The sequence below is a fragment of the Oculatella sp. FACHB-28 genome, assembly GCF_014696015.1.
Classification (GTDB): Bacteria; Cyanobacteriota; Cyanobacteriia; order Elainellales; family Elainellaceae; genus JAAUTN01.
In genome coordinates, this window is record NZ_JACJPJ010000094.1 from 15,775 (window position 1) to 40,683 (window position 24,909).

Genomic DNA, 24,909 nt, shown 5'->3' on the forward strand with positions numbered 1-24,909 from the left:
CCGATTAACTGCATCTGTTTGTGGCGTGAAGGCTAGCTTAAAATTTGGCCGAGTCTTGTCTCTACAAATTCTTCTCCATTCTGGGCTAGCCAATGCCAACCGTACAGACTTACACATCTGAATATTGTGACCAGGTAATTGACTTAATTCGACGTGTTCAGCAAGATGAATTTGCAGCACCGATCAAAATTGAGAACCAGCCCGACCTGCTCAAAATTCCTCAGTTTTATCAAGTTAAAAAGGGAAACTTTTGGATTGCTACTGAACAAGAAAGAGTAGTAGGTACGATCGCCTTGATTGATATCGGTAATAGTCAAGCCGCGATCCGAAAGATGTTTGTTGATCAAAACTATCGAGGCAAGCATATTGGGGTTGGTCAACAGCTTCTCAACACTTTATTAGATTGGGCTGAAATCCACTCTATCTCAGAACTTTATCTGGGCACGATTGAAGTCTTTAAAGCTGCCCATCGCTTTTACGAAAAGAATGGTTTTCTACAGATCAACCAAGCTGAATTGCCTTCTACATTTCCCGTCATGCAAGCAGATACTCGATTCTACAAGTACGTTCTTTCAACCCTAAACGGGTAGGAGATGTCCTTATGCAGTCAACCAGTGGTATTCAAGTTGAAATTAAAGGATATACTCCCGGCACGATTGGTCGCATTACCGAACTTCATGCCATTTACTACAGCCAAAATTGGGGCTTAGACGTAAAGTTTGAAGCCGAAATCGCGACTCAGCTATCAGAATTTTTGCTTCGCTTTGAGCCATCTCATGATGGCATTTGGACAGCAATTTTGAATGGGAAGGTTGTGGGAGCGATCGCCATTGACGGCAGTAAAGCCAAATCTAAAGGTGCCCGATTAAGATGGTTTATTCTTTCACCCGAATATCAGGGCTATGGTATTGGTCAACTGCTGTTAGAGAAGGCGATCGTTTTTTGTAAACAGGCTCAGCTCAATCAAATTTATCTTTGGACTCTCTCAGGATTAACTGCCGCTCGACACCTCTATGAAAAGTTTGGGTTCGTCGTTGACGAAGAATACACAGACAATGCTTGGGGCAACACAGTAACTCACCAGAAATTTAACCTAAAGCTTTAGGATGAGGAGCATTTTTCACTCTTTAAACTCTCTCCAAACCGTCAATCTAATCTAGCTCTGGCAAGAAATCAGGATTGATCGTTTGTTCAACTGTATAAGGACAAATTTCTGGAAAAATTTGTTCTCCCAGCTGAGTTTCCCGAATTGCTAAAGCTAAGCCTAACTCATAAGCAGCAAAGAAAATTTCAGCCAGATAAGATTTCAAACTAGGACTATCTTTCAAAAGCAGCTTAATCTGAATCCTCTGTTCACGAATTGTTCCTAGCCAGCTATTGTTGCGTTTTTCAGATTGGAATTGCCACTTCAACAGATGTCCCAATAGAATACCTAATCGATTTCTTAACTCTTGGCGCTCTTTTCTGCCCAAAGTTTCAATTTCTTCAATCAAGTTTGCTGCATCTAATTGTTCCCATTGATGCGCTTTGAGCAAACCAATCTGCTCCTGCGTCCAGGCATAGAAATCTATTTCATACAGGTGAAGGGTATCCATCTGTTTTACCTTTGACAAAGCAAATGCTAAACGTAGGAGCGTTTCTAGGAAACGCTCCTACGCAAATGGGCTATAGTTCTGTGCCAACCGCAGGGCCGTTGTCCGAGTCGATAATAATCAGCTCTTGCGGTAGTCCCAGCTCACCGGGTGGACGAATAATATTGGAACGATTTGAATCCTCGTCAAAGACAGTTTGGTTAATGTTGTTTTCTAGAGTGTTGAGGCGATCGCCATCATATTCAAATTCTTCAGGCTCTTGTTCGGGGAGTAAAAGCTGAGATGCATTACCTTGAGGAACACCAACTGACTCAGTTTCCAGAGTGTTAGCCCAGGCAGAAGTGGCTCCAACAACGCTCAGAAGTGTTACCGCAGTTAGAAGAATGAGTTTCATAGTTTGCCCTCTCGTCTTGTCTCAATAGCGAACTCGATCAAGCTACTTCAAAACCGAAAACGGGCGCTGCCCATTACACCAGCTACCTCAAGAGTAGCCCACAACCCCCAAAGGATTGCTATATGATCGAATTTTAGGCAGGAAAACCTGGAGGAATTCTGACAGCTTACACACGCCCTCTAGCTCGTCTCATCGAGCAGTTTCAGCGATTACCTGGTGTTGGACCCAAAACAGCCCAGCGTCTCGCGCTGCACATCCTCAAGCGTCCCGAAGAAGAGGTCAAAGCGCTGGCTCAAGCTCTGATGGAAGCTAAGCAGCAAGTTGGCTTCTGTTCTGTATGCTTTCACCTATCTGCTGAACCTGTCTGCGAAATCTGTAGCGCTCCAAACCGCGATCACAACACTATTTGCGTAGTTGCCGATTCTAGAGATGTGATTGCCTTGGAGCGAACCCGTGAATACAAGGGAAAATATCACGTCCTGGGCGGATTGATCTCACCCATAGACGGCATTGGTCCAGATCAACTTCACATCACACAGCTTGTGCGACGGGTTAGTCAGCAGAGCATTAAAGAAGTGATTTTGGCAATTAGCCCCAGCGTTGAAGGCGAAACAACCACCCTTTATGTTGGGCAGTTGCTTAAACCCTTTACGCGAGTCACCCGAATTGCATTCGGCTTGCCCATGGGCGGCGATTTGGAATATGCCGATGAAGTAACTCTGGCACGCGCTCTGGAAGGCAGGCGAGACTTAGATTAGGAACTGTTGGACTACTTCAGCTTTTGCTTAATAAACGTTAGAAGCTGACCCATTTGTTTCTTCAGCGTATCGATTTCACCCTGCATCTTGGCGATTTTTTGGTTGAGTGCCTCCACTTCGGCTGAGCTAACGCTGGCGGCAGTGCCAGCGGGTGCTCCGACACCAGCTACAGGTTGAGGGCGGCGAGGCAGGCGGGCCTTTGCCATCGCTGCCTTGATCGCCTCAATCAGCTGCTTTTGCTCAAACGGCTTCTCAATAAATTCAAAAAACTCAAAGGGTTCTGAAATCTTTTCGGTGACCTCTTCTCGCCGACCAGACATCATCACGAGAGGAATGCTTTGCAAATCAGTCTGCCCTTGAATTTGCTGGAAAACTTCCCAACCGCTCATGCGGGGCAGTAGGAAATCCAACATAATCAAATTGGGGCGTTCTTGCCGAATCGCATCAAGTCCTTCAATCCCATCTTTGGCTTCCAGGACTTGGAAGTTACCTTTGGGCAACATGTCCCTTACCATGTTGCGGATAACTCTGCTGTCATCAATGACTAGGATTTTGTGACTTGCCACAATGGACTCCTTTGGTGTGACTCGAAGGAACAAACGAAGGGTGTATTTTGTCGAACTATCTGCTCTGTAGGGACATGAAACTGACCCATAACAAAAGCTTGAGAACGCTCAGGGAAAATAGACTATTGCCTTGCATCATCTGCTATGCAACGTCTATTGTGTCATGGACTAGTGTAGCCTCTGATCTACGGAATAGCTTGCATTTTAGCCAGACATCGCTGTTTGCGGCAAAACAATTTTCTAACTATTCGCTAAGTTGAGGCGTTTAGTTGAATCTTCTGGCAAGTCTTTACTCTCCAGAATCAGGATTTAACTGCATCACCCCTATTTCATCTAGCTATCCCAAATCTTATCGTCCTCTACACAAAAAAGCCTTTGCGGATTTGACACTCCGCTATAGCGCCAACAGAGCCGTTTTACCGGGAGGAGGCGATAGAATCGGTAGCATATTGGCTCTGCTGGGTAGTGGTGGGATTGGGAAAATATGCCTTTAGACGTGAATCAAACCTCAAACCGAGTTTCAGAGGAGGACGTAGAAGTAGGAGTAAGGCGATCGCCCTCTCCTTTACCAACTTGGCTGCGTCGTCCCATCGGCAAAGCCAGTGAAATCTCCACAGTGCAGCAGATTATTAAGCAGCGGCAAATTCACACAATCTGTGAAGAAGGGCGTTGCCCCAATCGAGGCGAATGCTATGCCCAAAAAACTGCCACCTTTTTGCTGATGGGGCCGACCTGTACCCGTGCCTGTGGCTTTTGTCAGGTCGATAAGGGCCATGCTCCAATGCCGCTAGACCCAGAGGAACCTCAAAAAATTGCTGAGTCAGTTCGACTGTTAGGGTTGCGCTACGTGGTGCTGACTTCAGTAGCACGGGATGATCTGCCTGATCAGGGAGCGGGATGGTTTGCCCAAACGATGGAAGCCGTCCGCCAAGTCAATTTTGGAACCCAGATTGAAGTGTTGACTCCCGATTTTTGGGGTGGCACAGAGGGAGATATTGCTCAGCGACAGCGCATTGCTACAGTTGTACAGGCTCAGCCTGCTTGCTACAACCACAATGTGGAAACGGTGCGCCGCCTTCAAGGTCCTGTGCGTCGAGGGGCAAAGTATGAGCGATCGCTTCAAGTGCTGCAAATCGTCAAAGAACTTGAGCCATCGATTCCCACGAAATCCGGACTAATGTTGGGGCATGGGGAAACGCAAGCTGAGTTAGTTGAAGCGATGCAGGACTTGAGAGCGGTGGGCTGCGATCGCCTCACTCTAGGACAATACATGCGCCCATCGCTAGCACATTTGCTAGTACAGAAATATTGGACACCAGAAGAATTTGAGGAATTGGGGGCAATTGCCCGTGATCTGGGATTTGCTCACGTTCGTTCTGGCCCACTCGTCCGTAGCTCATACCACGCAGGAGAGAGCGAGTAGCACTTAGGTCGCAGGTGAAGCCAAATTAGCCATAACTGCAGAATTAATATTGAGTTCTGTCAATTGGGTGCTGTGCTTTGTCATCCGACAGTTAATAATTAATTTAGGTTTGAGTTCACATGTAAAGTTACTCATAAGGAATTGATTCCCATGACTTCTAAACAAGCAAGACTGAAAGAAAACGTTGCTACTTCAGGGAACCCTCCCTACCCCTATCGCACGCTTTGGGCAATTATTCTGCTGGCGGGCAACTTCTTGGTTGCAGCCTTCTACTTTGGCATTCTTAAGTAATTTCTACGCAAGCAGCTTGCTCTAGCCAAGCTGACAAATACAAAATCTTTGGCTGTGAGTTGAGGGCTGTGGATTCAATCCAAGGTCTTCAACTTACAGCCATTGTCTTTGTTGATGGTAGCTGTCTATTCTAAGACCTGCTGCAAAATTTGAGTTCAGGCAGAATATCGTCGCTGACGGCCGCTATTCTCAGTTTGGCTGTTGTCGGTTATGGACTAAAGTAATCAAATTGTGCCTCGGAACAGCCCTTGAGGGCGAATCAGCAAAACCAGAATCATGATGAATAAGGCAACCCCCAGCTTGTATTCTGTGGGGAGCCAGTAGGTGCCAACTTCCTGGGCAATGCCAATGACGAAGGCTCCGGCGATCGCTCCATAAGGATTGCCAATTCCACCTAAAATCACCGAGGCAAACATCGGCAGGATTAAGAACCAGCCCATATTTGGGCGCACTGCCGTAATCAGCCCGTACATACCACCCCCCAAGGCGGTTAGTCCCGCAGCAATTACCCATGTCCAGATGACGACCTGATCGACATTGATGCCGGAGACACGCGCCAAGTCAATATTATCTGCGACTGCCCGCATTGCTTTACCAATCTTGGTGTTTTGCAGCAGGTAATGAAGTCCTAAAATTGCCAGGATAGCAAGTGCCACAACCACAATTCGGTAGTAGGCAATCTTGATGCCAAAGATATCAAGCGCAGTGGCGACGGGCAGGTTATAAGCCTGGTTGTCTCCTCCCCAAAATAGGATGATGCCGTTGCGGATAAATAAAGCTAAACCGATCGAAATAATGATCAGCGTGGTGGAGGTAGCCCGGCGATCGCGCATGGGCGACCACAGTAGCTTTTCGCTAACAAGGGCTGCTCCTACTGTTGCTACCGCTCCGACAATCATCGAGAGCCAAATATTAGCTCCATTAGCGTTGATCAATAGGGTCAGGTAAGCTCCGAGCGTCATCAAATCGCCATGAGCAAAGTTTGCGAGTCGCAAAATTCCGTAGGTTAACGTCAACCCGACTGCGGCCAGAGCAATAATGCTGCCAGTCGCAATCCCGTTTACCAACAGTTGAATGAGTTGTTGATCCATACCTACCTTATGTGACCCCTGAGCAACAGTTTATTTGATCTGCCATTCCTGGAAACAATTGTCTAAGAACAATTCCAGTTCGAAAGTTCAAACTGCACCAAATTTCAGATTGTATACCCAAAAGCAAAGAATTAGCCGTCAGAGATTGTAATGCAGTTCGCATCAATGATAGTCAAGTTTCTTTCAGATAAAACTGAGCATTGATCTTGAAACCTCTGCAAAACAGGCTTTTCTCCTCGTTCAAGCCAAGCAATTGCCTCAAGCACAACTGGCTGAAAAGAACTATGGATTAACCACTTTTTCTCTTTAAGAAACTCGGACTGAAAAGAGGTGTTTTCTACCACAAAGAAATCAATCCCATAGGATTGAATCACTTCCTCAACTTTCTCAGAATCAGAACTGTATAGCGCATAGATAGTATCAATAGTGTGTTGCTTAAATTGATTGTAATAGCTTGGATGATAGGCAAATGCAAATTCTTCTCCAGCTAAAATTGAACGTTGGGAGAATGCAGGAAAAGAATTGGCTTCCTTAACTAAAGAAGCAATGAGTGTATCTTTTGGTTGATTGGCAAAGAAATCATAGATTTCTGGATAACGCCCAACTACCCACTGTTGACGATTTAAGGCAACAGCAGGCAAAGCGAAGGTAACTAAACACAGGATAAATAGCGTTCCTATCATTCCTATTGCAGCATAATGTTTGACCTTATATCTTGGTTTAGCAAAGGAACGAATGGAAGCGATTTGACCTGATGCATTTACCGCTCTATTTTGCTGTAACCAACGCCAACTTGCATGAAACAAAACTGTAAGAGCGATCGCAGCCGCTATTGGCATCACAAATCGCAAACTGTGATAAGTATATCGACTGGGAAAATACAATTTCAACAACACTAGATGAGCTAGAAGAAACACTCCCAGGGAAGCAAATAATATTTGCCATAAAATACGAATTTCTCTCGTAACACTCCTAACTAGTGGCAGTTGAGATTTTAATATTATTGGCAAACTTAAACTAATCCAGTTGACGTAAGGCATGTCAGGAGCCCGTAAACCGCTAGAGCCTGACAATATAAATGAAAGAGGATCGACACCAAAATACTTGCTTCTCCCTTCCGAACCAAATTCAGGCATTGCTTTCATCTGTGAAGCTGTTACAACTTCCCCAAACCCTGAAAAACTTTGCGTAAATGGAAGTACGACAAGAGCAGCGACCCCTAAACCGAATAACCAAACGATGTAATGATGCTTCTCCTGAGTTAGCCGAGGTAATCCGTTTTGCCAATTGATTAAACGAACGGTGAGAATCGTAATTTCTACAAGCAGAAGTTGGGGGAAAAATAGTCCTTGGAGAGCGATTGTGATTAAGCAAGGAACTAGCGATCGCCGCAACAAATAATATAAGAAAGCAGCAAAAAGGGGATAGACAAAAGCTCTGGGGGTTGCTGAGGCGATATCATCCTTTAACCAGAAAGTTTGATTAAGCAGTAAGACGGCTAGAAAAGCACCAGCCGGAATTGGCAAGAGACGTAGATAAGCTTTGAAGATGTAAGCAGAAGTAATTAGTGCCAATATTACAGGCAAAATTTTAGCTAATAGAAGCGGCTCAATCCCTAATTTTGCCATCATCCAGTAGAGGGATCGAAATCCAGCAGGAGCAAGGGTTTGAAAGTAATGTGCAATTAAGTCATTCGGAAAAAGTTGAGGATCAATGTACCGCTGTAACCAAACAACGTGATGTCTAGCATCATCTTGCACAACATTTTCAGCGCTGAACGCACGTTGAAGAGATAATAATCCGAAGTAGAGCGGAATCATTAAACTTAGACACAACCAGATAAATTCATGGTGTTTATTTGGTTGTCCTGATGATGCCTTGAGTTTTAGGAGGTTCTTAATACGCATAAAGAAATAAATTGACTTGCCAACTAAATTGGCTACAAAAATTTGATTTTTGCCAAAAAATTGTTATGGAGAAACTTCATTGCTAAAGATAGGAGCTAATTCTTGTTGGTAGATTGTCCATGCATTTAGAGCTGTCTGATTAGAATTTGCTCCATTTTGCAGAAGAACAACTCTATCTTCAAAACCAATCAGGCCGTACTGACGCTCTATGAGGGTATTGGTAGCGTCAATCATTGACTTGAGACTTTCGCGGTAGCTCTCAAACGCCGGTTCATACTGTTGCAGATACCAAAGATCGGCGATCGCATACTCTACCGATACACTCTCGTCCAAATCATTTCGCAATTGGAAGCTGGGAAACCGCAGTGCCTCTCGCCGACTCGACAAATGAGAAACGATTTGATCTGTGGCGGTTACACTAGCATCACTTGGAATTTGGGCAAGGAGCGATCGAACTGCCTGACTATGCTGCCATTGTTGTGGCGGAGACACATAAACCCAAGGTTGGAAAGAATCTGGAATTGCCCAAGACAGTGCATGGCTGGGATTTGCTGTCAAAGTGAAGAATAGCGAGAGCCCAATACAGGCAGTCCAGAAGAACCGAAACTGACGAGTGAAGCGATCGGGATGCTTTGCCCACCAGAGAATAGTTCCGTAAAACAATCCTGGAACCAAAGACATCGCATAGCGCCAGTGTGGAGATAGAGCGGTGACTTCTGCCTTTAGTAGCAAAATTTTGAGCAGTGGAAATCCAGCTAATGCCCAAGCTTCAGGAGCAACTAACGGCACAAAAGCGAGTGGCACCCAATGCCCTAACAAATAACTGATCGTCTTCCCCACGGGTGTCACAATTTCAACAATCAATTGTCCAGGGTTACGAGCGATCGCCCATAGCACGTCTAGTGTTGAGGCTTCTTCATTGTCAACGAATTGCCCAAACTGTTCCACCATAAACCGCTGAGAAATGTCTTGAGAAAACAGCGGCATGATTAAGTTGGTGACAAGGAGGATGTAAGCCAAGCTCAACAGACACAACCCGACCCCAATACGGGGATAGCGACGGCTGATCACCAGGTAAAACCCAATGCTGAACAAAATTATGCCGCTGTCTTCCCGAACCAGTAGAAGCAAGATTGCCAGAATTCCAACTATCCACCACCTGCGTTTTTCTAATGCCAGGAGTAATCCAAAACCATAAAGTGGGATCTGACAAATGTCGTGAAAATTAGCAACAGTGGGTCCAATGACAGCGATCGCACCAAAATAACTCACCACTATCAAACTCGATAGCTGAGGCGAATGGTAGTGTCGTGCCAACGCATACAGTACAAATCCTGCTGCTGTAACTAGCGTCACTTGTAAAATGGACAACCCAGCAGGTGATTGAAAAAAAGCATAGAAGGGTAGCCACAGCAGCAGGGCAGGCGTAAAATGTTGTCCTAGACGACGATAAGACACATCTGGAATGTCGCCCTGCATGACGCTTGCCGACTCAGTAGACGATAAGGAACTTTCAAATAGCCGACCGTGCAAACTATTCCAAAAAACTTGGTTGAAGATTCCTTGATCAAAGGAAACGTAAGTTAAGGAAAAATTGTAGTATCTGTGCAACACCAAGATGCAGCATACTCCCCAGAAAAGGATAGCAACGCCGATCACAAACTGGAGTTGAGGCGACTTAAAAGCTTTTTGCCAGATCATTACCGAGAAAAAGTCATGGACGGGGGAGTAAGCATTAGTGCGCTTTAGCTTACCATTCCTCTGAATCTAGTGTCAGCAATTTTCGGATGGGTAAGCCATAGCGTTTGCCCATTCACCGTTTGCCCTGAATGTAAGGAATGCCCAGTGCGGTTGGAGTTTGGTCACGGATGCGGCGACTCACCAATACCAGCAGCGTTAGCAGGTAAGGGAGCATCAGCAGAAATTCGTAGGGCAAGGTTTCCGATCCTAATGCTTGAATTCGAAATTGGATTGCGTCGGCAATTCCGAATAGCAGTGCGCCGAATAGTGCCAGTCCGGGTTGCCAACGGGAGAAAAACACGAGGGCGATCGCAATCCAACCTCGCCCAGCCGTTACTCCTTCAATAAACAAATTGAGCTGTACCACCGTCAACACAGCCCCACCAAACCCAGCCAGGGCAGAACCAGCCAGGGTGCAAAGATAGCGAATAGTGATGACACTTAGCCCAGAAGTGTCTACGACGGCTGGATGTTCTCCGGTTGCCCGAATCTGAAGTCCCCAGCGGGTGCGGTACAGCAAAAACCAGCAGAGCATCACGAGCAGAGCACTCAAATAAACCACCAGGCTGTGATTAAACAGCACATCACCCACCACTGGAATTTGGGAAAGTCCTGGAATCGGCCAGGGAGCCAGTCCAGTAACGCGAGCTTTGCCCAAAGCAGGATATTCTCGGTAGAAATAAGTCGTCAGGCTTTGCCCCAGGAGAACCAGTGTAATTCCGGCGATGACCTGGTCAGTACGGCAGGTAATCGAGAGAATTGCCATCACCAGCCCCATCAACATTCCGGCTAGCAGTCCCGCCAGCAACCCCAGCCAAATGGACAGTTCAGTCAGTCCTGTTGTCTGTTGCAACGCATAGGTGGTCGCGAATCCAGCTAATCCACCAACCAGCATTATGCCTTCCAATCCCAAATTCATCACACCGGATAGCTGGGTAATGATTTCGCCTAAAACAGCCAGCAGCACGGGCACGGCAAGCCGAATCCCGGCGGTGAGAATGGCAATCAGAAAGGTGGTTGTTAAGATTTGATCCCAGGGCATAAACAAAGAAGAAATAAGTTAAGCAGTGGGTTCTCGTTGGGCGATCGCCTGTCCAGCTAGCACACCCAGTACCAGTAGCGCCTGTAGTACGCCAGCAACCGCCGCTGGAATTTGCAAAGACACATTTAAGCCCTGTGCGCCGACCTCTAGAGCCGAAAACAGCACGGCTGCAACTAATATGCCAACAGGATGCAGTTGTCCCAACAGCGCCACTAAAATGCCGGTGAAGCCGTAGCCATCAGAAATGCTGGGTTTTAAGCGCGTATAGGTAGCGCTAACTTCGATCACACCTCCCAGTCCTGCTAAAGTGCCGCTGATTAGTAGAGCGGTCAGAATGCTTCGTCCGGTTTTGATGCCGACCCATTCTGCCACGCTGAGCTTTGCACCCACTGCCCGCAGCCGAAAGCCAAGTGTGGTACGCCACAGCAGCACATAGGCTAGACCGACCAGGATCAACGCCAGCAAAACGCCGATGTGAAGCCGACTATCCCCCAGGCGGGGCAAACGTGCTGCCGCTACAAATTTGGCAGATTCCGGCAAAAAACCGTTGGGGTCGCGCAATGGAACTCGTGCAGCATACTGCACCAACAGAATGCCAATATAGTTCAGCATTAAGGTGCAGATGATCAGGTTGACTCCTCGCCTCAAATGCAGCAACCCAGCCAATCCGCTCCACAATAAACCGCCTAGCCCGCCTGCAATCAGCATTAGAGGAATCAGCAAAATAGCAGGTAGTGTTGGAAATGTCAGGCCAATCCAGCCGCCTAGCAAAGCTCCAATGTGATACTGTCCCTCTGCCCCAATGTTCCAAACTCGTGCTTTGAAGGCGATCGCCAACCCCAGCGCGATGATCAAAATAGGCGTAGTTTTGAGCAACGTCTCAGTCAGTTGACGCGGTCCTCCCAATGCACCAAGGAGCAATTCCTGGTAGGCTTGCAGCGGGTTGGCTCCACTAAGCACCAGCAAAATGCTGCTGAATAACAGGGCGATAAGAATTCCCAGCACTGGAGCTAAAGGTTTCAACCTTTGCAGCGAGAATTGTTTGATCGGGTTAGATGCAACAGAATTGGAAGTCATGAAGTTTGGAGCGATCGCTTCTCACTCATCATGGGGTCATCCGTAACTTGAGTCTTGCCTGCCATCAGCAGTCCCAGATGATTGACATCTGCTGTCGCTGCGTCTATCAAACCGACAATCTGACCTTCATAGAGAACGGCGATGCGATCGCACAGGCGCAAGATTTCATCCAGTTCTGTTGAAATCAGCAAAATTGCTGCTCCTGCATCTCGCTGAGCCATCAGTTGAGCGTGAACATATTCCATCGCTCCTACATCTAGCCCTCGTGTCAGTTGGGCCGCGAGAATAACCGGGTGATTGCGATATAGCTCACGGGCAATAATCACCTTTTGAGCATTGCCACCAGACAAAGTGCCGCTCGGCGTGTGAACCGAAGGAGTCCGAATCAGGTATTGCTGCACCAGGGCGATCGCCTGTTTCACCATTTGCGCTGGACGCAGAAATCCTTTCTGGCTGAAGGGGAAACGATCGATATCGCGCAGCAGCAGATTTTCTGTCACCGAAAACTCCGGGATCAAGCCCATGCTGTAGCGATCGGAGGGAATATGAGCCAGTGTGCCGTTACGGTGGATTTGTCCTTGAGTGAGCGATCGCAGCCCAATTATTGCTTCCTCCAGTTCTCGCTGTCCGTTGCCATCGACCCCAGCGATGCCAACAATTTCACCTGGGTAAACCTGAAGATTAATATCCTGGAGAACCGGCAAACGGTGATGCCCTACCGTAGAAACTTGCTCCAAAGACAGTAGGGGAGAACGATCCGCAACTTCCACAACAACCCGATCTGGACGGTCTAGATTCACCTCTCGCCCCACCATTAGCTCGGTCAAATGATGAGCATCACAGTTAGCAACTTCAACAGAGCCAACTCGCTGTCCGTCTCGCAATACAGTGACGCGATCGCACAACGCCAACACCTCATTTAGCTTGTGGCTGATAAAAATAATGGCAGTCCCCTGAGCCGCCAAGTCTCGCAGAATGGTCATTAAACCTTCGGTTTCTTGCGGGGTCAAGACTGCCGTTGGCTCATCCAGAATGAGGACATCAACTTGGCGATCGAGCGCCTTGAGAATTTCTACCCGCTGCCGTTCTCCAACAGACAGTTGCCAAACGGGTGCCGTCGGATCAATTCCTAAACCATAATGAGCCGAAAGAGCCCTGAGTCGCTGATGGAGTGCGCGTGAATCGTCTCGCCAACCTCGTCCGGTTTGACCTAGCGCAATATTTTCAGCGACAGTGAACCGCTCCACCAACATAAAATGCTGATACACCATGCCAATGCCAGCGGCGATCGCATCGGCAGGACGCTGAAACCGCACTGACTGTCCTCGCAGCCAAATCTCACCCTCATCTGGCTCATACAGCCCACAGAGGATATTCATCAGCGTGGTTTTTCCCGCCCCATTCTCACCCAGTAGTGCGTGAATCTCCCCCGCTTGCACCACAAAACCGACCTGCTGATTTGCCATCACTCCCGGAAACCGTTTGGTGATGCCGCGCATATCAACCGCAGGTAGAAGGGTAGATTGTGAGGGTGAATGATCCATTAATGCAATACAGAGAACTGAATAGACTCGTGTAAGCGCAACGATATGGAATTAGGATATTTGGCGATCGCCTGACCTATTCAAGGGCGAACGACCGTTCGCCCTTACCCAAAATTCCTTACCCAAAATTCCTAATTTGGCACAAATGGCACTTCTAATTCGCCTGCTGAAATCTGTTCCTTCGTCTCCTCCACAGATTTCAGCACCTCCTCACCGACCTCATCTTGGAAATCGGTTGGCACCTCAACCTGAATTACCCCTTCTGGAATTGCCAAATTATAGAACTGATCGGCAAAGGTATTAGCCGCCGTATCGTCCAGCATTTGCTGAAACAGCGGCTCCATATTCCAAATCAGGTTAGATGCAACCACTTCTGGACCCAAAGACGACATATCACCGACATAGCCAGTAGCGTATCCACCTGACTCTTTTGCTGCTTCAATCTGTCCCAGCGTTGGACCCTGACCACAGCCAATCCAGAAATCCACCCCGGTTTCTGCTTGAGATAGTGCCGCTTCCTTAGCTTTGGCAACGTCATACCAATCGCCTACCGCCGCGCTGGTTAGCGTTGCACCAGGACGCACCTGCTGCGCACCAGCCAGCATTGCCTCTCCCATTGCATGACAAACGGGAATGTCATAGCCATACAACGCACCTAGTTTCCCTGTTTCGCTTAGCTCAGCAGCCACTAACCCAATCAGGTATGCCCCTTGATAAAAGGGTTGGTCGTAGTCCGCCACGTTTTCTGCCGTTTCGCCAATGCCACCTGCCCAGGCAAAATTCACTTCTGGGAATTCTTCTGCCACTTCAAATACAGCATCTTGGTAGCTAAAGGAATGCGCCACAACCAGGTCATATCCTTCCTCTGCGTACTGGCGCAAAACGGCGGCGACATTCGCTGGATCAACCGCTTCTGAAACCGCTACTTCAACCCCTTGTTCCTCTAGCTTTTGACCCGCTTCAAAGGCAGCCTGATCCCAAGATTGATCAGTCGAGGAACCGCTCAGCACTAGTGCCATTCTAGGAGCATCTGCTGAACCTTCTGCCTCAGTCGGCGATGCTGCCTCAGTCGGTTCAGCATCGGTGGAAGTCGTGCTTTGACCACAGGCACCTAGCACTAGGAGGGGAATGGAAAGCGATAGTCCCAATAGCGTTGGCAGCAACCGACGAAAGGTGAACGGTGTAGTCATTCTGAATAGTTGATTGAGTGATAGATGGAGCGGTGAGAAGCCTTGAACCTTGTGGATGTTGGATTTCGCTTTGCTACACCCAACCTACGCGATAATTTTTGTCGGTCGATCAGGACGAATGGGTGTTACTACTTCATCCTTCTTACTTCTTAGTAGGTTGCCTGTAGGCGGCTAAGCAGGTATTCGCCCGATGTCACGGGAGGGTATCGGGGTGGATTTTCTGAGGACTGACAACTGGGCAGGCAAACGATTTCAGCTTCAGCATCAGGTTGACAGAAGAAGGCAATCGAGTAGCGATCGCGTCCCACATTTTCCCCCTGAGGCAGTGCCACCCGATGTTTAGTCGAGCGAAACACATCATTGCTCCAGCGCTGGGTTAAATCCCCCGTATTAATCAAAACGGCATCAGGAATTGAGGGAGCTGAAATCCATCCACCCGCTGCCGTTTGCACCTCCAAGCCACCCACATCATCTTGAAACAGCAGCGTCAGCGTACCGTAGTCAGAGTGTGCTCCCGCCCGAATTTGTCCTGGCTTTGGTGGGTTCGCTAAAGGTGGGTAATGGAGTAGGCGGAGGGTATAGTTATGAGCCTGGTGTTTGTCAGAAATAAAGGATTCAGGCATTTGAAGGGCGATCGCAAACGCACGAAATATCCGATCAGCAGCTTCCGTGCAAACTTCAAAAAACTCTGTCACCGCCTGCCGAAAGTCATCTTGACCAGCGGGCCACTGGTTTAGCACTAGAGCTGGATTCTCAGTTCCCACATCCTCAACAGACACTTCTTTGCCAACATTAAAAGCTTCTTTCAAATCACCAGGCTTTGTCTCGTCCAGTCGTTCTCGCTCAACGCCGACATAGCCACGATTGCTCATTTCGTTTGACCAGGCGATCGCCTGCTTTTCCTCATCTGGCGAGGCAAAAAACCGACGTGACTGGTCGAATACGTGAGCGATCGCCTCTTGTGGAATGCCATGATGAGTCAGATACAAAAAACCTACCTGATGACAAGCACGATAAATTTCTTGAGCAACTCGCTGTTTTCCCTCTAGGTCATCTGTGACAAAAGGAGAAAAATCAATGACTGGAATTTCAACACAAGCATCAACTAGCATAATTTCTCTTACTGCCGAAGCACGCTCAAGCAGGTGTAGCGATCGCCCAACTCCATCGATTAACGCCGATAGATGAACTCACCGTGGTATCGAAGATAACTGTTTATGTAGCGCTGGTCACTCCTGAGAACTAGTTTTCTAACTGCCTTCTTTTGTAATCAATATCCAATTCTCAGTTCCCTTTGACACATTGAGTATCGCTTTGGGCTGGAGCTTGAGATCTCTAAGAGCATTGGAGTCAAGCAAAAAATAGGGTCGGGGATTACTGTTCCAAAGTTCTAGAAGCCGTTCTTGAGAAGCAGGGATAACGCGGCGATCGCTATAGAAATTCAAGGACGGACGATTGTATGGGTAGGACGTGTAAACACGCTGATCAGTCGGGACACCCTGCTGCACAATTTCAGCGACAGGTTTCACCGGATATGCCTCGGCTATTTCCCAGACCCAATGCTCAGAAGTCATTAGCAACAGCAGCGACAGATAGCTTCCCCAGATCAAAACAGAGAGAAACTGCGGATTTTGTCGTGCGATTAAAACGGCAACTGTGGTCATGGAAACCCCGACCGATGCCAGAATCACCTCCAGGTCAGGCTCAGGTTGCAGACTAAACTTGGCGAAATAAAGGCTCCCAACCCAACCTATCACTGCAAATAAAGCAAATACTCCAATCCAAACCCGGGAATAGGTTGAACTGTGGGACTGCTTCATGCCGATAGGCTGACTTCCCCAAAACTGAGCAAGCTGAGCACCAACAGCCAGAGCTAGAGCCGGATAGAGCGGCAAAATGTACCAGGGCAGCTTGGTTGCCATGAGGGAAATCGCCGTCAGGTAGACCCCACTCCAAACCAAAACCAGTTTTGCCCAACTTAAGGTTCGATTCTGCCAAACCCGCTTAAACGCTAGAGGCAAAAACAGCAGCCAAGGAAAGCCATATTTGAGCAGCTCTAAAATGTAGTACCAGGGCGGACCAACGTGATTCTCTACAGGTGTCCAGATGCGACGAAAGGACTGGTCAACGACGCTAACGCCGAGAAACTGCTGTCCATACTGCAGCCATTGTGCTCCATACCAAAGGGCAACGGGTAAACTGCCAATGCCGATGCCAGCCCAAAGGTAGGGCAGAGTGATTAATCGCGGAGTATCCCACAGTAAAAAGATTAGGGCGATCGCTCCCAGCAGCAAGCCCAACATCACACCTTTGGTCAGGCAAATCAAACCAAATCCGATGCCAATCCCCAAACTGTAGCGACTGTCTCGGCGCGATCGCAGCAAACACCAGACCATCAGCAGCATAAAGCACAGCACTGCTCCATCCAGCATCGCCAATCGCCCATGTCGCACCACAGGGAGAAATGTCAAGTAGACTAAAGCGGTAAAAACAGCAGGAATCCGTTGCCCGAAAGCTTCTCGCCCAATGCTGTAAAGCAGGGGCACCGAAAGCGCTGTGAGAAAAGCCCCTGGCAGTCTAGCTGACCATTCGTTGATGCCAGCAATCGCATAACTTCCCGCAACCAGGAGATGCATCAGCGGCGGCTTATTTAAGTAGGGTTCACCCCAGTAAGTGGGATACAGCCAGGTTAAGGAATGGGGGGGCGATCGCCAAATTTCACGCGCCACCTGTGCCACTAGCCCCTCATCCCAGTCCCGCAAAGGCAACCCACCCAAATTAATGCTGTATAGCAACATTGCTGCTGCAAAGAGCCCTGCCAGCCACAGCCAATCTGTCAGACGATCATCCTGCTTAATTTTCATCTCCTAAAATTTGGAGCTGTAAGTAAACAAATACTAGCGCTACCATCAACAGCACTGTAGCAGCCGCAGCCGCATAGCCAAAGTCAAACTGAGCGAATGCTTGATTATAGATGTAAAAAACCAGCAGATTCGTCGAGTTTAACGGACCACCGCCAGTGATTACATAAGGTTGCTCAAAGCTGCGGAGCGTAAAAATTGCTGTCGTCACCGTTGCAAAGATTAGCGTCGGACGTAACTCCGGCAGCGTAATGTGCCAAAACTGCTGCCAAACATTTGCACCATCCAGCTCGGCCGCTTCATAACGATTGGCAGGAATGGCTTGCAACCCCGCCAAAAACACCACCATGTTGAAGCCAAGCTGCTTCCAAATGCTCAACAAAATCAACACAGGCATTGCCCAGGTGACACTGCCCAACCAGGGAATTGGCTCTATTCCAACAGTGCCCAACAGCCCATTCACCGGACCATCGGTTTGAAATAGCCAGCGAAACCCAAGCCCTACTGCAACAAGAGAGGTAATTGAGGGAATAAAATAGGCAGTCCGCAACAGCCCTCTAAACGCCACTGACCGATTTAACAGCACTGCCAAGCCCAGGGGAATTACCAGACTGGGAATTACAGTAGCTAAGGTGAAATAGACCGTATTGCCGATAACTTGCCAAAAATCTGGAGTGAGGAATAGCCGCCAGTAATTTCTCAGCCCAACCCACTGAATTCCCGCACGGGTAAAGCTGCCCGATGTAAAGCTGAGATAGATCAGATAGGCAATCGGACCCAGTAAGAATGCCCCCAGCAAAATCAGGGCTGGAGCCAGGAATAACCAGGCAACTAGAACTTCGCGCTGCGGTTCATTTAGGGCATTTGGCGATCGCGTCATGACAAGCTAAACAGTTCATTAGCCCGCTCACGAATCGCAACTAGATTCATCGCCAAATTGGTGCTGAGCCGACGTTCAATCAGTCCCACAGGCATTGCCATGCGAGGCAAAACCAGAACGCTATAGCAAAGTTCTGTGCCTGTTTGATTCCCTAACGTAATAGGTTGAAGCTGCCAGCTCCCAGAAAACACCTTGAAGTCTCCCTCAACCATTTTGAAGTCAAGCCGTTGAGGAAAATTCTCAACCATATCAAGGACTACACGCGCACAAAACTTGAAGTTAAGCAAACACTGAGTTCCTACTTGCTCTAACCGAATACCGCCTTGCGGGTGAGGAATCTGTCTGCTCTTGGACAAGCTTGGAATAAAGTCTGAAAGCTTCTCGTAATCCGTGAGGATTTGCCAAACTTGCTCAGCAGGATAAGGAATTTGTACCTTTGCAGAAATTCGGCGCTGCCGCCCATCCAACCGTTCCGTCTCAACCTCTACATCCTCCAGCAGGGCTGGCTCATAAGGCAGGTCAACGTTAACCAACTCAGGAGCTGCTGCATCCTGAGCGGCTAAAGGACTACGCTCCGAATTTAGGTTGTACACGTCGGTCACGGGTAACTCCAGTCGATCGGCTTCAGGATAAACAGGGAATTTAGGAGAAAAGAACTGAGGGTTAGCGGCTTCCATAGGTATCTATGCCCAATTTCTCAATTAGATTAGGGTTCTGTCAAGGTCAGAGTAGGTAGAGTTCCCATGAACTACAGGTAGAGTTAAGGTAAAGCAAGTCTCCCAGGATTGGCTCTGCTCTAGGGGACGACTAGAGACGGCGATCGTTCCGTTGAGGTGTTCTACCAAACCTTTCGCAAGAGCAAGTCCCAGCCCAGTTCCCTGGATTGCTCTTTGAGTGACTCCCTGCCCCCGGCGAAATTTGTCAAAGATGTACGGCAATTCCTCCGGAGAAATTGCAGAGCCGACATTACTGAGTGTCAGGACCAAACAGTTCTCTGAATGACTAAATTCACGATGAGCGTTCAAGTGAATAGAACTACCGTAATCTGCATATTTTTCGGCATTTGTCAGCAGTTCTGTCAGAATGCGATTGAGGCTGTCTAAATCAGTATGAACTGGCAAAGGTTGAGAAGGTACATTGATAACTAGAGTTAATTTTTTGCTGGTTAGACTTACTTCAAAGGATTGGGTCAGGTCTTGAATGAAATCCTTGAAATCTATTTTCTGCCATTGAATAGTCGTTGAGTTTGACTCTAGTTTCTGCAATGCTAGCAGGTCATTGATCAAGCTTGTTTCTTGAGCACACTGCTGTTCCAAAATATCTAGGTATCTAGCTTGGCGCTCTGGTGGTAGGTCTGCCTGGCGCAACATTCGAATCGCTAGAGTCATACTGGTCAAGGGAGTCCGCAGTTCATGGCTGACTGTACTAAGAAATTCTTCCCGAATCTGGTGCAATCGGCGCAATTGTTCGACCTGTTGACGGGTTTTTTCATAAAGTTTTGCCTGTACTTCAAGGCTTCGCTTGAGTTGGGCAGTGCGCTCTTCGACTAATGCTTGTACCTGTCGCAGTGTCCGGGATTGAATGATGGCAGTGCTGAGTTGAGCTGCAACTAGTTTGGCAAAGATAATATCTTCTCGCTGCCAGGAACAAGGCTGAGAGTGCTGCAAAGTTAGGTAACCCAGTACGGTGCCTTGACTTTCTAGCGGCATCAAAACTAGAGCTGGCATTGCTTCCAGGTTGAAGATTGGCGCAATACTTTTAGCAGGGGCGATAAAGTCAGCAGAAATAGGAGGGTTTAAGACATCGGTGGTAGCCGTGGAAATGACGACAGGCTCGGTACCATTGATAAATGCTTGCTGACAAAGTTGACAACTAGAAAGTTCAAAGGAGGTATTAGACCAAGTGCCTGTTTCTGAGTTGATGATTTCCTCAGAGCTTGAAGCAGTTGGAGAATTGAGCAGGTCACAAGCTCTGGGTGATTCACAAACAACCGTTACTTTAGCTTTTGGAATTTGTAAGGTGCGGTTTTTGAGGGGGTGGTCAGAATATTTGAGCAACAAAACAGCACTGCGACTAATCTGTAGCGCTGTAATTAATCCTTCTGTTACGAGTTGAAAGATTTGGGGTAGATCCCAAGCACTCCGGATAGCTCTAGTTAGCTGATCGATAAATGCTTGATACCTTACTTGCTGCTGCACTTGCCGCTCAAGTTGAGTTTGAGAGATGGCGATCGCAACTTGCTCTGATGCAGTTTCGAGTAGCTGAACCTCTTCCTGTGTCCATCGATGAGATTGCGATCGCATCACCATAATGACTCCGTTGATTCGCCCCTGAAAATGGGTTCTTTTAGCCAAGACCGCTTTGATGGCTGGTGTTGGCACGTTTAGCAATAGTGGTTTATTTTTTTGGCTTTCTGGTATGTGTGATGAAGAAGGTTGAGATTGCGGTTCTCTCTGAAGCTCAGATGCTGCTTGGTGGTCAAGAAGAGCAGTCTGAATGTCAGCTAAAGCAATCGAATGAGAACAATCAGATGTTTCTTCAGATCCTTTGAAGAGCCGTTTTTGCAAAATGATTAGTGAGGTAGGTTGATAGCGATGAAAAGTCGCTTGACTTTGAGGAGTCCAGCAGACGGACTGATGGCTAGCTCCATCAGGATTAAGGGTGATCGCACAACAATCTGCCAAAAACGTTTCTCCAATCACCTGGCTCAACGCCAACAGCGCTGATTGACTAGTGTCGCTTGTCAAAAGAATTTGAGCCAGTTTTTGCCGCATCTGATCTGATATGTTGTTTACCTTGAGGCTGGGTGATCTTGACTTGCTTCAGATTACACGTTGTCAAAGGCTTACAGTATCCGTGATTCCTCTACGATTCACTAAATCTTGTCTAATGTTTTTCAAAATTTGTGTGAGAGCCTTCCGCAATTCTCAGGGCTTGCACTAGTTATGCAATGTCTTGCAAGGTTAAGAAAATTCTTTAGGGCAAAGGTTACTAACCCATACTGAAGCTAATACCTGCTATAACCGACAGGGAAAGGGCTTTACTCCCTCTGCATTTTGAATCTATGACTTCAGTGACTTCAGCACCAGTTGCACTCTCCTCATCACAGACGATCGGTACGGTTAAAGGTCCGGGGGAAGACGGAAATCAGTATGTTTTCATTACGGCAAATAACCGTCACGTTAAGATTGGTGAGTTTGTTTACTATGAAGTGCCTGCAGCGGAAGCCTTCCAAATGCCGCTACAGATTCTAGGTAAAATTTCAGCTCGTTGTTTAATTGATCATTTGCCTGATCGGATTTTTGCTGATACCGAGATTAGCCCAGAGGCGATCGCTGCCTTAGTTGGTTTCACCCATCCCAGCCCTGAGATCTACGAAGTCACTGTGGATGTAATCGGCTACTTCCATCGATCGCTGGGCTTTATGAACCCACGTAAAACGCCTGATCCAGGCGCAAAAGTATATTTAGCTGACGATGCTGGTTTGCAGCAGGTTTTGAATAAACGGCAACCTGGAGAAGTCGGTTCAGCCCATATTGGTTCCCTGTTGCTGAGAGAAACTGCGTCAGTGCCGATCGCCCTGGATGTCAAAGAATTAGTCAGCACCCACATGGCGATTTTAGCGGGAACCGGATCGGGTAAGTCCTATACGGCTGGGGTCTTGGTTGAGGAATTGCTATCGCCCCACAACCGAGCCGCAGTGCTGATTTTTGACCCGCATGGAGAATATGGGACGCTATCAGACATGCGAGGGCATCCGGATTTTACAGCCGCAGATGGTTATGCCCCTAAGGTTAAAGTCCTGACTCCAGACGATGTGCGGATTCGGGTTTCTTCATTGGATTACTACGATATTTTGACGCTGCTGCCAGAAATGAGCGATCGCCAGCAGTCGATTCTCAACAAAGCGTTCACTATTCTTAAGCGACACAAGCGGGGGGACTATCGCTGGGGCGTGAATGATTTGATTGCCGCGGTCTATGAAGCAGACCGAACGCAGGATGACGAAGGAAATGAAAAGACCGGATCTTCTGCTCCTGCGATTGAATGGAAACTCGACCGATTGGATCGATCAGCATATTTCCACTCAATTGATCACCTTGCTCCCAAAGATTTGTTTGAACCGGGACAAGTGACCGTGCTGCAAATGAATGAGATTAGCCAGGAAGAACAGCAAGTTATCTGTGCAGCAGTGTTACGACAAGCGAGCCATGCACGCATGAATACGGAAAAGGGCAACATCACATCCGAGGATGAGAACTATCTGCCTTATCCCGTCTTTGTCCTGCTCGAGGAAGCTCATCGCTTTGCGCCTGCCCATGAGCCGTCTCGCTGCAAGATGATTTTGCGAACCATCCTGAGTGAGGGACGAAAGTTTGGCATGGGGGTAGGGCTAATTACCCAACGTCCCGGCAAGCTTGACTCAGATGTTCTATCTCAGTGCATGAGCCAGTTCATCATGCGGATCGTTAATCCTGTTGATCAGGACAGCCTTAAATATGGTGTAGAGGCAGCCGGACGGGATTTACTGAAAGAGTTACCCGCTCTTACCAAAGGGCAGGTGATTGTTGCAGGGGCTTGTGTCAATACGCCTGTTCTATGTCAGGTGCGACAGCGCAGAACGGTTCATGGTGGTGAAACGTTAAATGCGCCTGAGCTATGGCAGAAGCATTTCCAGCAGCACCAAGTTAGAGCGAGAGAGATTGAGAAGGCTCCTGTGGCGGGGCGATCGCGGTCCGAAACTTTCCGAGGAGTCAGCATTGAGTAGTTCAGCTAAAACAGTTCAGCTAAAACATTTAGCTACTCAGCTCTTCCTCACCCTCTTGAATGAGTATCTCTAAGGTATCCTCTAAAGCTTCAGGTTCATCAGCTAAAGCCCCATTCCGCTTAAACTGAGAAAAAATTCGGCAGGCATCTAGGCTTAGTTTTGCTCGCTGAGGTGAATTGTGATTGTTCATGTCAACCAGATTGTATTCAACGTTCTCAGCGTAGATTGCCATCGCAATATTGAAAATCTCAAAGAAGTTGACAACCCATTGACAGTCTTCTTCAGAAAAGCCCTCGTAGTATTTGATCAAATCAGCGATACGAGCTTCTAGGTGCGTACGTGCATATTTGCAAACTAGAATGATCTTTAATAGGACAACTACCAGAGTCAGAGGATTACCTTGTGAAAGTAGCAATACAAAGAGAGAGGAAGGCTCTTGCTGGTTTTCAGTTGTGAGATACTCAATGACTCGATTAGAAGTCCGCAGCAGCAACGCATCAGTAATTACCTTGTCGTTGTGGGTGGTGTATAGCGCATCTAGTCTTTCCAACAGCTGCTTCTTAAACGTTGTCACAAAATCGTCATGCTCAACCGAAAAAAGCAGGTATTCCCCAAGGCTACGCTTGAAATCCTGATAAGTTAAAGTTCTAGTTTGATTAACAAAAATGTTAGCCAGATTAGCGTAACTGAATTTCCCTCGTCTAGCTACAATCATTTTGATTAAACGCAAACCGTTATCACCCAAACTCGTTGGATTTTTGGGTAACTTTTCTTTAGGCGCAGCGGTTTCACAACGGGCAGTATAAAGAGCCAACTCAAATTTAAACTTATCTTTCAGTTGCCGTGATAATGCTCTTGCAGCTTCACGCTGCTCAATCGGATTTTTTAAGTTGATGTATTGTGGAACAAGTAAATAGGAAGTATATCGCTGGCTCCAGTGAAGTTCTTCCTGGTTTTCATATCTAGCAGCAAAAAGTTTAAGTTCTTGAAAATCTGGACTATCAACAAAATTTTTGAGCCAGATACGCAGCCTTTTCAGCGTTGGAGATAGCGTATGGCGATTAAGAACTGGATCAGAAAAGAGTTGAATTAGCTGCTGAATTGATTTGTGGCTTCTAGCAATATCCCAGTTGTTAATCAGAATGTAACAAGCTCGTTTGAGCGTATTCCGAAATTCCTGTTCTTGGTTGGCAAAAACAAGTTCATATAAAGCCGGCAGCGTATCTGAGCTGACAGTATCAACATGGTGAATAAAGAGATGTCTAAACTCTACTAAAACGTCTTCAGGCGACCATGTTTTAACAATCTCCAAGAGGTGATTGTAGATTATGTCTTGTGCCTGCGAGACGTCTCGCCGACTCCGATTTGATTTTGCTGGAGTCTGACCTTCTGTCAATCTATCCACAATCATCACGTTACCCAAAGTGACTAGCGCTTCACTCAAAAAGTTGGCAATCTGTTGTGTTTACTGAGTATGTCTAGAAAATGGCAGTGCCTACCAGCCCAGACGAGTTAACGCTTAAAATGCTCTCCTCCCTAATCCTCAATCGTAATCTAGTCAATTCCGGCAACGAGAGTCAGATGTTGTGTCAATCATTGCATCTGCGTACCCACCGGCGTATCCGCCAGAAGGTTCTAGGATACATTAAGGTTACCTATTAAGAGCAAGTACGGCTTTTTAGTCTAAAGTAGATTTGCATTTGTGACAGAAAATGCTGTAGGGGTACGCAGTTTTCAACCCAACATGGCTTGCCAAGCAAAATTTAGGTGCCACAAATTGCGCTC

Annotated in this window: 22 protein-coding genes; 6 read left to right on the top strand and 16 right to left on the bottom strand. The window is 47.5% G+C overall.

The window, feature by feature from the left end; translation table 11 throughout:
• The first annotated feature begins 92 nt into the window (after positions 1-92).
• Together H6F88_RS25195 and H6F88_RS25200 are read left to right on the top strand one after the other, a co-directional pair.
• Positions 93-590 carry a GNAT family N-acetyltransferase gene (locus H6F88_RS25195; protein WP_190645566.1) on the top strand — a complete coding sequence of 166 codons (498 nt, stop codon included), beginning with the start codon at positions 93-95 and terminating at the stop codon, positions 588-590.
• Between the two features lie 11 nt (positions 591-601).
• On the top strand, positions 602-1,105 hold the full coding sequence (locus H6F88_RS25200; protein ID WP_190645567.1) for a GNAT family N-acetyltransferase: 504 nt from the start codon (positions 602-604) through the stop codon (positions 1,103-1,105).
• A 46-nt stretch (positions 1,106-1,151) separates the two neighbouring features.
• Here the strand turns inward: H6F88_RS25200 and H6F88_RS25205 are convergent, their stop codons facing one another.
• Both H6F88_RS25205 and H6F88_RS25210 read right to left on the bottom strand, forming a co-directional pair.
• Positions 1,152-1,595: a DUF29 domain-containing protein gene (locus H6F88_RS25205; RefSeq protein WP_190645568.1), complete on the bottom strand. Its 444-nt coding sequence runs from the start codon at positions 1,593-1,595 to the stop codon at positions 1,152-1,154.
• Between the two features lie 70 nt (positions 1,596-1,665).
• Positions 1,666-1,986: a hypothetical protein gene (locus tag H6F88_RS25210; RefSeq protein WP_190645569.1), complete on the bottom strand. Its 321-nt coding sequence runs from the start codon at positions 1,984-1,986 to the stop codon at positions 1,666-1,668.
• Positions 1,987-2,141: 155 nt separating this feature from the next.
• Here H6F88_RS25210 and recR point away from each other — a divergent pair, with 155 nt between their 5' ends.
• Entirely contained in the window at positions 2,142-2,744 is a 603-nt protein-coding gene (recR, locus tag H6F88_RS25215; protein ID WP_190645664.1) for a recombination mediator RecR, read from the top strand.
• 11 nt (positions 2,745-2,755) lie between these two features.
• Here the strand turns inward: recR and H6F88_RS25220 are convergent, their stop codons facing one another.
• Positions 2,756-3,310, bottom strand: coding sequence for a response regulator (locus tag H6F88_RS25220; protein WP_190645570.1), 555 nt, complete (start codon positions 3,308-3,310; stop codon positions 2,756-2,758).
• Between the two features lie 484 nt (positions 3,311-3,794).
• Here H6F88_RS25220 and lipA point away from each other — a divergent pair, with 484 nt between their 5' ends.
• Entirely contained in the window at positions 3,795-4,733 is a 939-nt protein-coding gene (gene lipA / locus H6F88_RS25225) for a lipoyl synthase (protein WP_190645571.1), read from the top strand.
• 150 nt (positions 4,734-4,883) lie between these two features.
• Positions 4,884-5,024 (top strand): photosystem I protein PsaX, encoded by a 141-nt coding sequence (locus tag H6F88_RS25230; protein ID WP_190645572.1) that lies wholly within the window; start codon positions 4,884-4,886, stop codon positions 5,022-5,024.
• A 224-nt stretch (positions 5,025-5,248) separates the two neighbouring features.
• Here the strand turns inward: H6F88_RS25230 and H6F88_RS25235 are convergent, their stop codons facing one another.
• The 12 genes from H6F88_RS25235 to H6F88_RS25290 all read right to left on the bottom strand — a co-directional run bounded on the left by H6F88_RS25235 (position 5,249) and on the right by H6F88_RS25290 (position 21,130).
• A complete protein-coding gene (locus H6F88_RS25235; protein WP_190645573.1) occupies positions 5,249-6,115 on the bottom strand; it encodes a branched-chain amino acid ABC transporter permease in 867 nt (288 codons plus the stop codon).
• 131 nt (positions 6,116-6,246) lie between these two features.
• A complete protein-coding gene (locus tag H6F88_RS25240; RefSeq protein WP_242050706.1) occupies positions 6,247-8,022 on the bottom strand; it encodes a hypothetical protein in 1,776 nt (591 codons plus the stop codon).
• 63 nt (positions 8,023-8,085) lie between these two features.
• Entirely contained in the window at positions 8,086-9,723 is a 1,638-nt protein-coding gene (locus H6F88_RS25245) for a DUF2079 domain-containing protein (RefSeq protein WP_190645574.1), read from the bottom strand.
• Positions 9,724-9,835: 112 nt separating this feature from the next.
• Positions 9,836-10,804, bottom strand: a complete 969-nt coding sequence (locus H6F88_RS25250) for an ABC transporter permease (RefSeq protein WP_190645575.1) — start codon at positions 10,802-10,804, stop codon at positions 9,836-9,838.
• Between the two features lie 18 nt (positions 10,805-10,822).
• Positions 10,823-11,881: an ABC transporter permease gene (locus H6F88_RS25255; RefSeq protein WP_190645576.1), complete on the bottom strand. Its 1,059-nt coding sequence runs from the start codon at positions 11,879-11,881 to the stop codon at positions 10,823-10,825.
• Entirely contained in the window at positions 11,878-13,425 is a 1,548-nt protein-coding gene (locus H6F88_RS25260; RefSeq protein ID WP_242050707.1) for an ABC transporter ATP-binding protein, read from the bottom strand. Before H6F88_RS25260 ends, H6F88_RS25255 begins: the two co-directional genes overlap by 4 nt.
• Positions 13,426-13,556: 131 nt before the next feature.
• Positions 13,557-14,615, bottom strand: coding sequence for a BMP family protein (locus tag H6F88_RS25265; protein ID WP_190645577.1), 1,059 nt, complete (start codon positions 14,613-14,615; stop codon positions 13,557-13,559).
• A gap of 149 nt (positions 14,616-14,764) precedes the next feature.
• On the bottom strand, positions 14,765-15,727 hold the full coding sequence (locus tag H6F88_RS25270) for an isopenicillin N synthase family oxygenase (RefSeq protein ID WP_190645578.1): 963 nt from the start codon (positions 15,725-15,727) through the stop codon (positions 14,765-14,767).
• 138 nt (positions 15,728-15,865) lie between these two features.
• Positions 15,866-17,479 carry a glycosyltransferase family 39 protein gene (locus H6F88_RS25275; protein ID WP_190645579.1) on the bottom strand — a complete coding sequence of 538 codons (1,614 nt, stop codon included), beginning with the start codon at positions 17,477-17,479 and terminating at the stop codon, positions 15,866-15,868.
• On the bottom strand, positions 17,469-18,356 hold the full coding sequence (locus tag H6F88_RS25280) for a sugar ABC transporter permease (protein WP_190645580.1): 888 nt from the start codon (positions 18,354-18,356) through the stop codon (positions 17,469-17,471). The genes H6F88_RS25275 and H6F88_RS25280 overlap by 11 nt, the downstream gene beginning before the upstream one ends.
• Positions 18,353-19,033 carry an SRPBCC family protein gene (locus H6F88_RS25285; RefSeq protein ID WP_190645581.1) on the bottom strand — a complete coding sequence of 227 codons (681 nt, stop codon included), beginning with the start codon at positions 19,031-19,033 and terminating at the stop codon, positions 18,353-18,355. Before H6F88_RS25285 ends, H6F88_RS25280 begins: the two co-directional genes overlap by 4 nt.
• Before the next feature lie 24 nt (positions 19,034-19,057).
• Positions 19,058-21,130 (bottom strand): GAF domain-containing sensor histidine kinase, encoded by a 2,073-nt coding sequence (locus H6F88_RS25290; RefSeq protein ID WP_190645582.1) that lies wholly within the window; start codon positions 21,128-21,130, stop codon positions 19,058-19,060.
• Between the two features lie 290 nt (positions 21,131-21,420).
• On the opposite strand from H6F88_RS25290, the gene H6F88_RS25295 reads away from it, so the two are divergent.
• On the top strand, positions 21,421-23,124 hold the full coding sequence (locus tag H6F88_RS25295) for an ATP-binding protein (protein ID WP_190645583.1): 1,704 nt from the start codon (positions 21,421-21,423) through the stop codon (positions 23,122-23,124).
• A 28-nt stretch (positions 23,125-23,152) separates the two neighbouring features.
• Here H6F88_RS25295 and H6F88_RS25300 read toward each other — a convergent pair whose 3' ends face one another.
• The gene (locus H6F88_RS25300) at positions 23,153-24,436 is read right to left on the bottom strand and encodes a hypothetical protein (RefSeq protein WP_199333790.1); all 1,284 of its coding nucleotides are present in this window, start codon (positions 24,434-24,436) and stop codon (positions 23,153-23,155) included.
• Positions 24,437-24,909 lie beyond the last annotated feature (473 nt).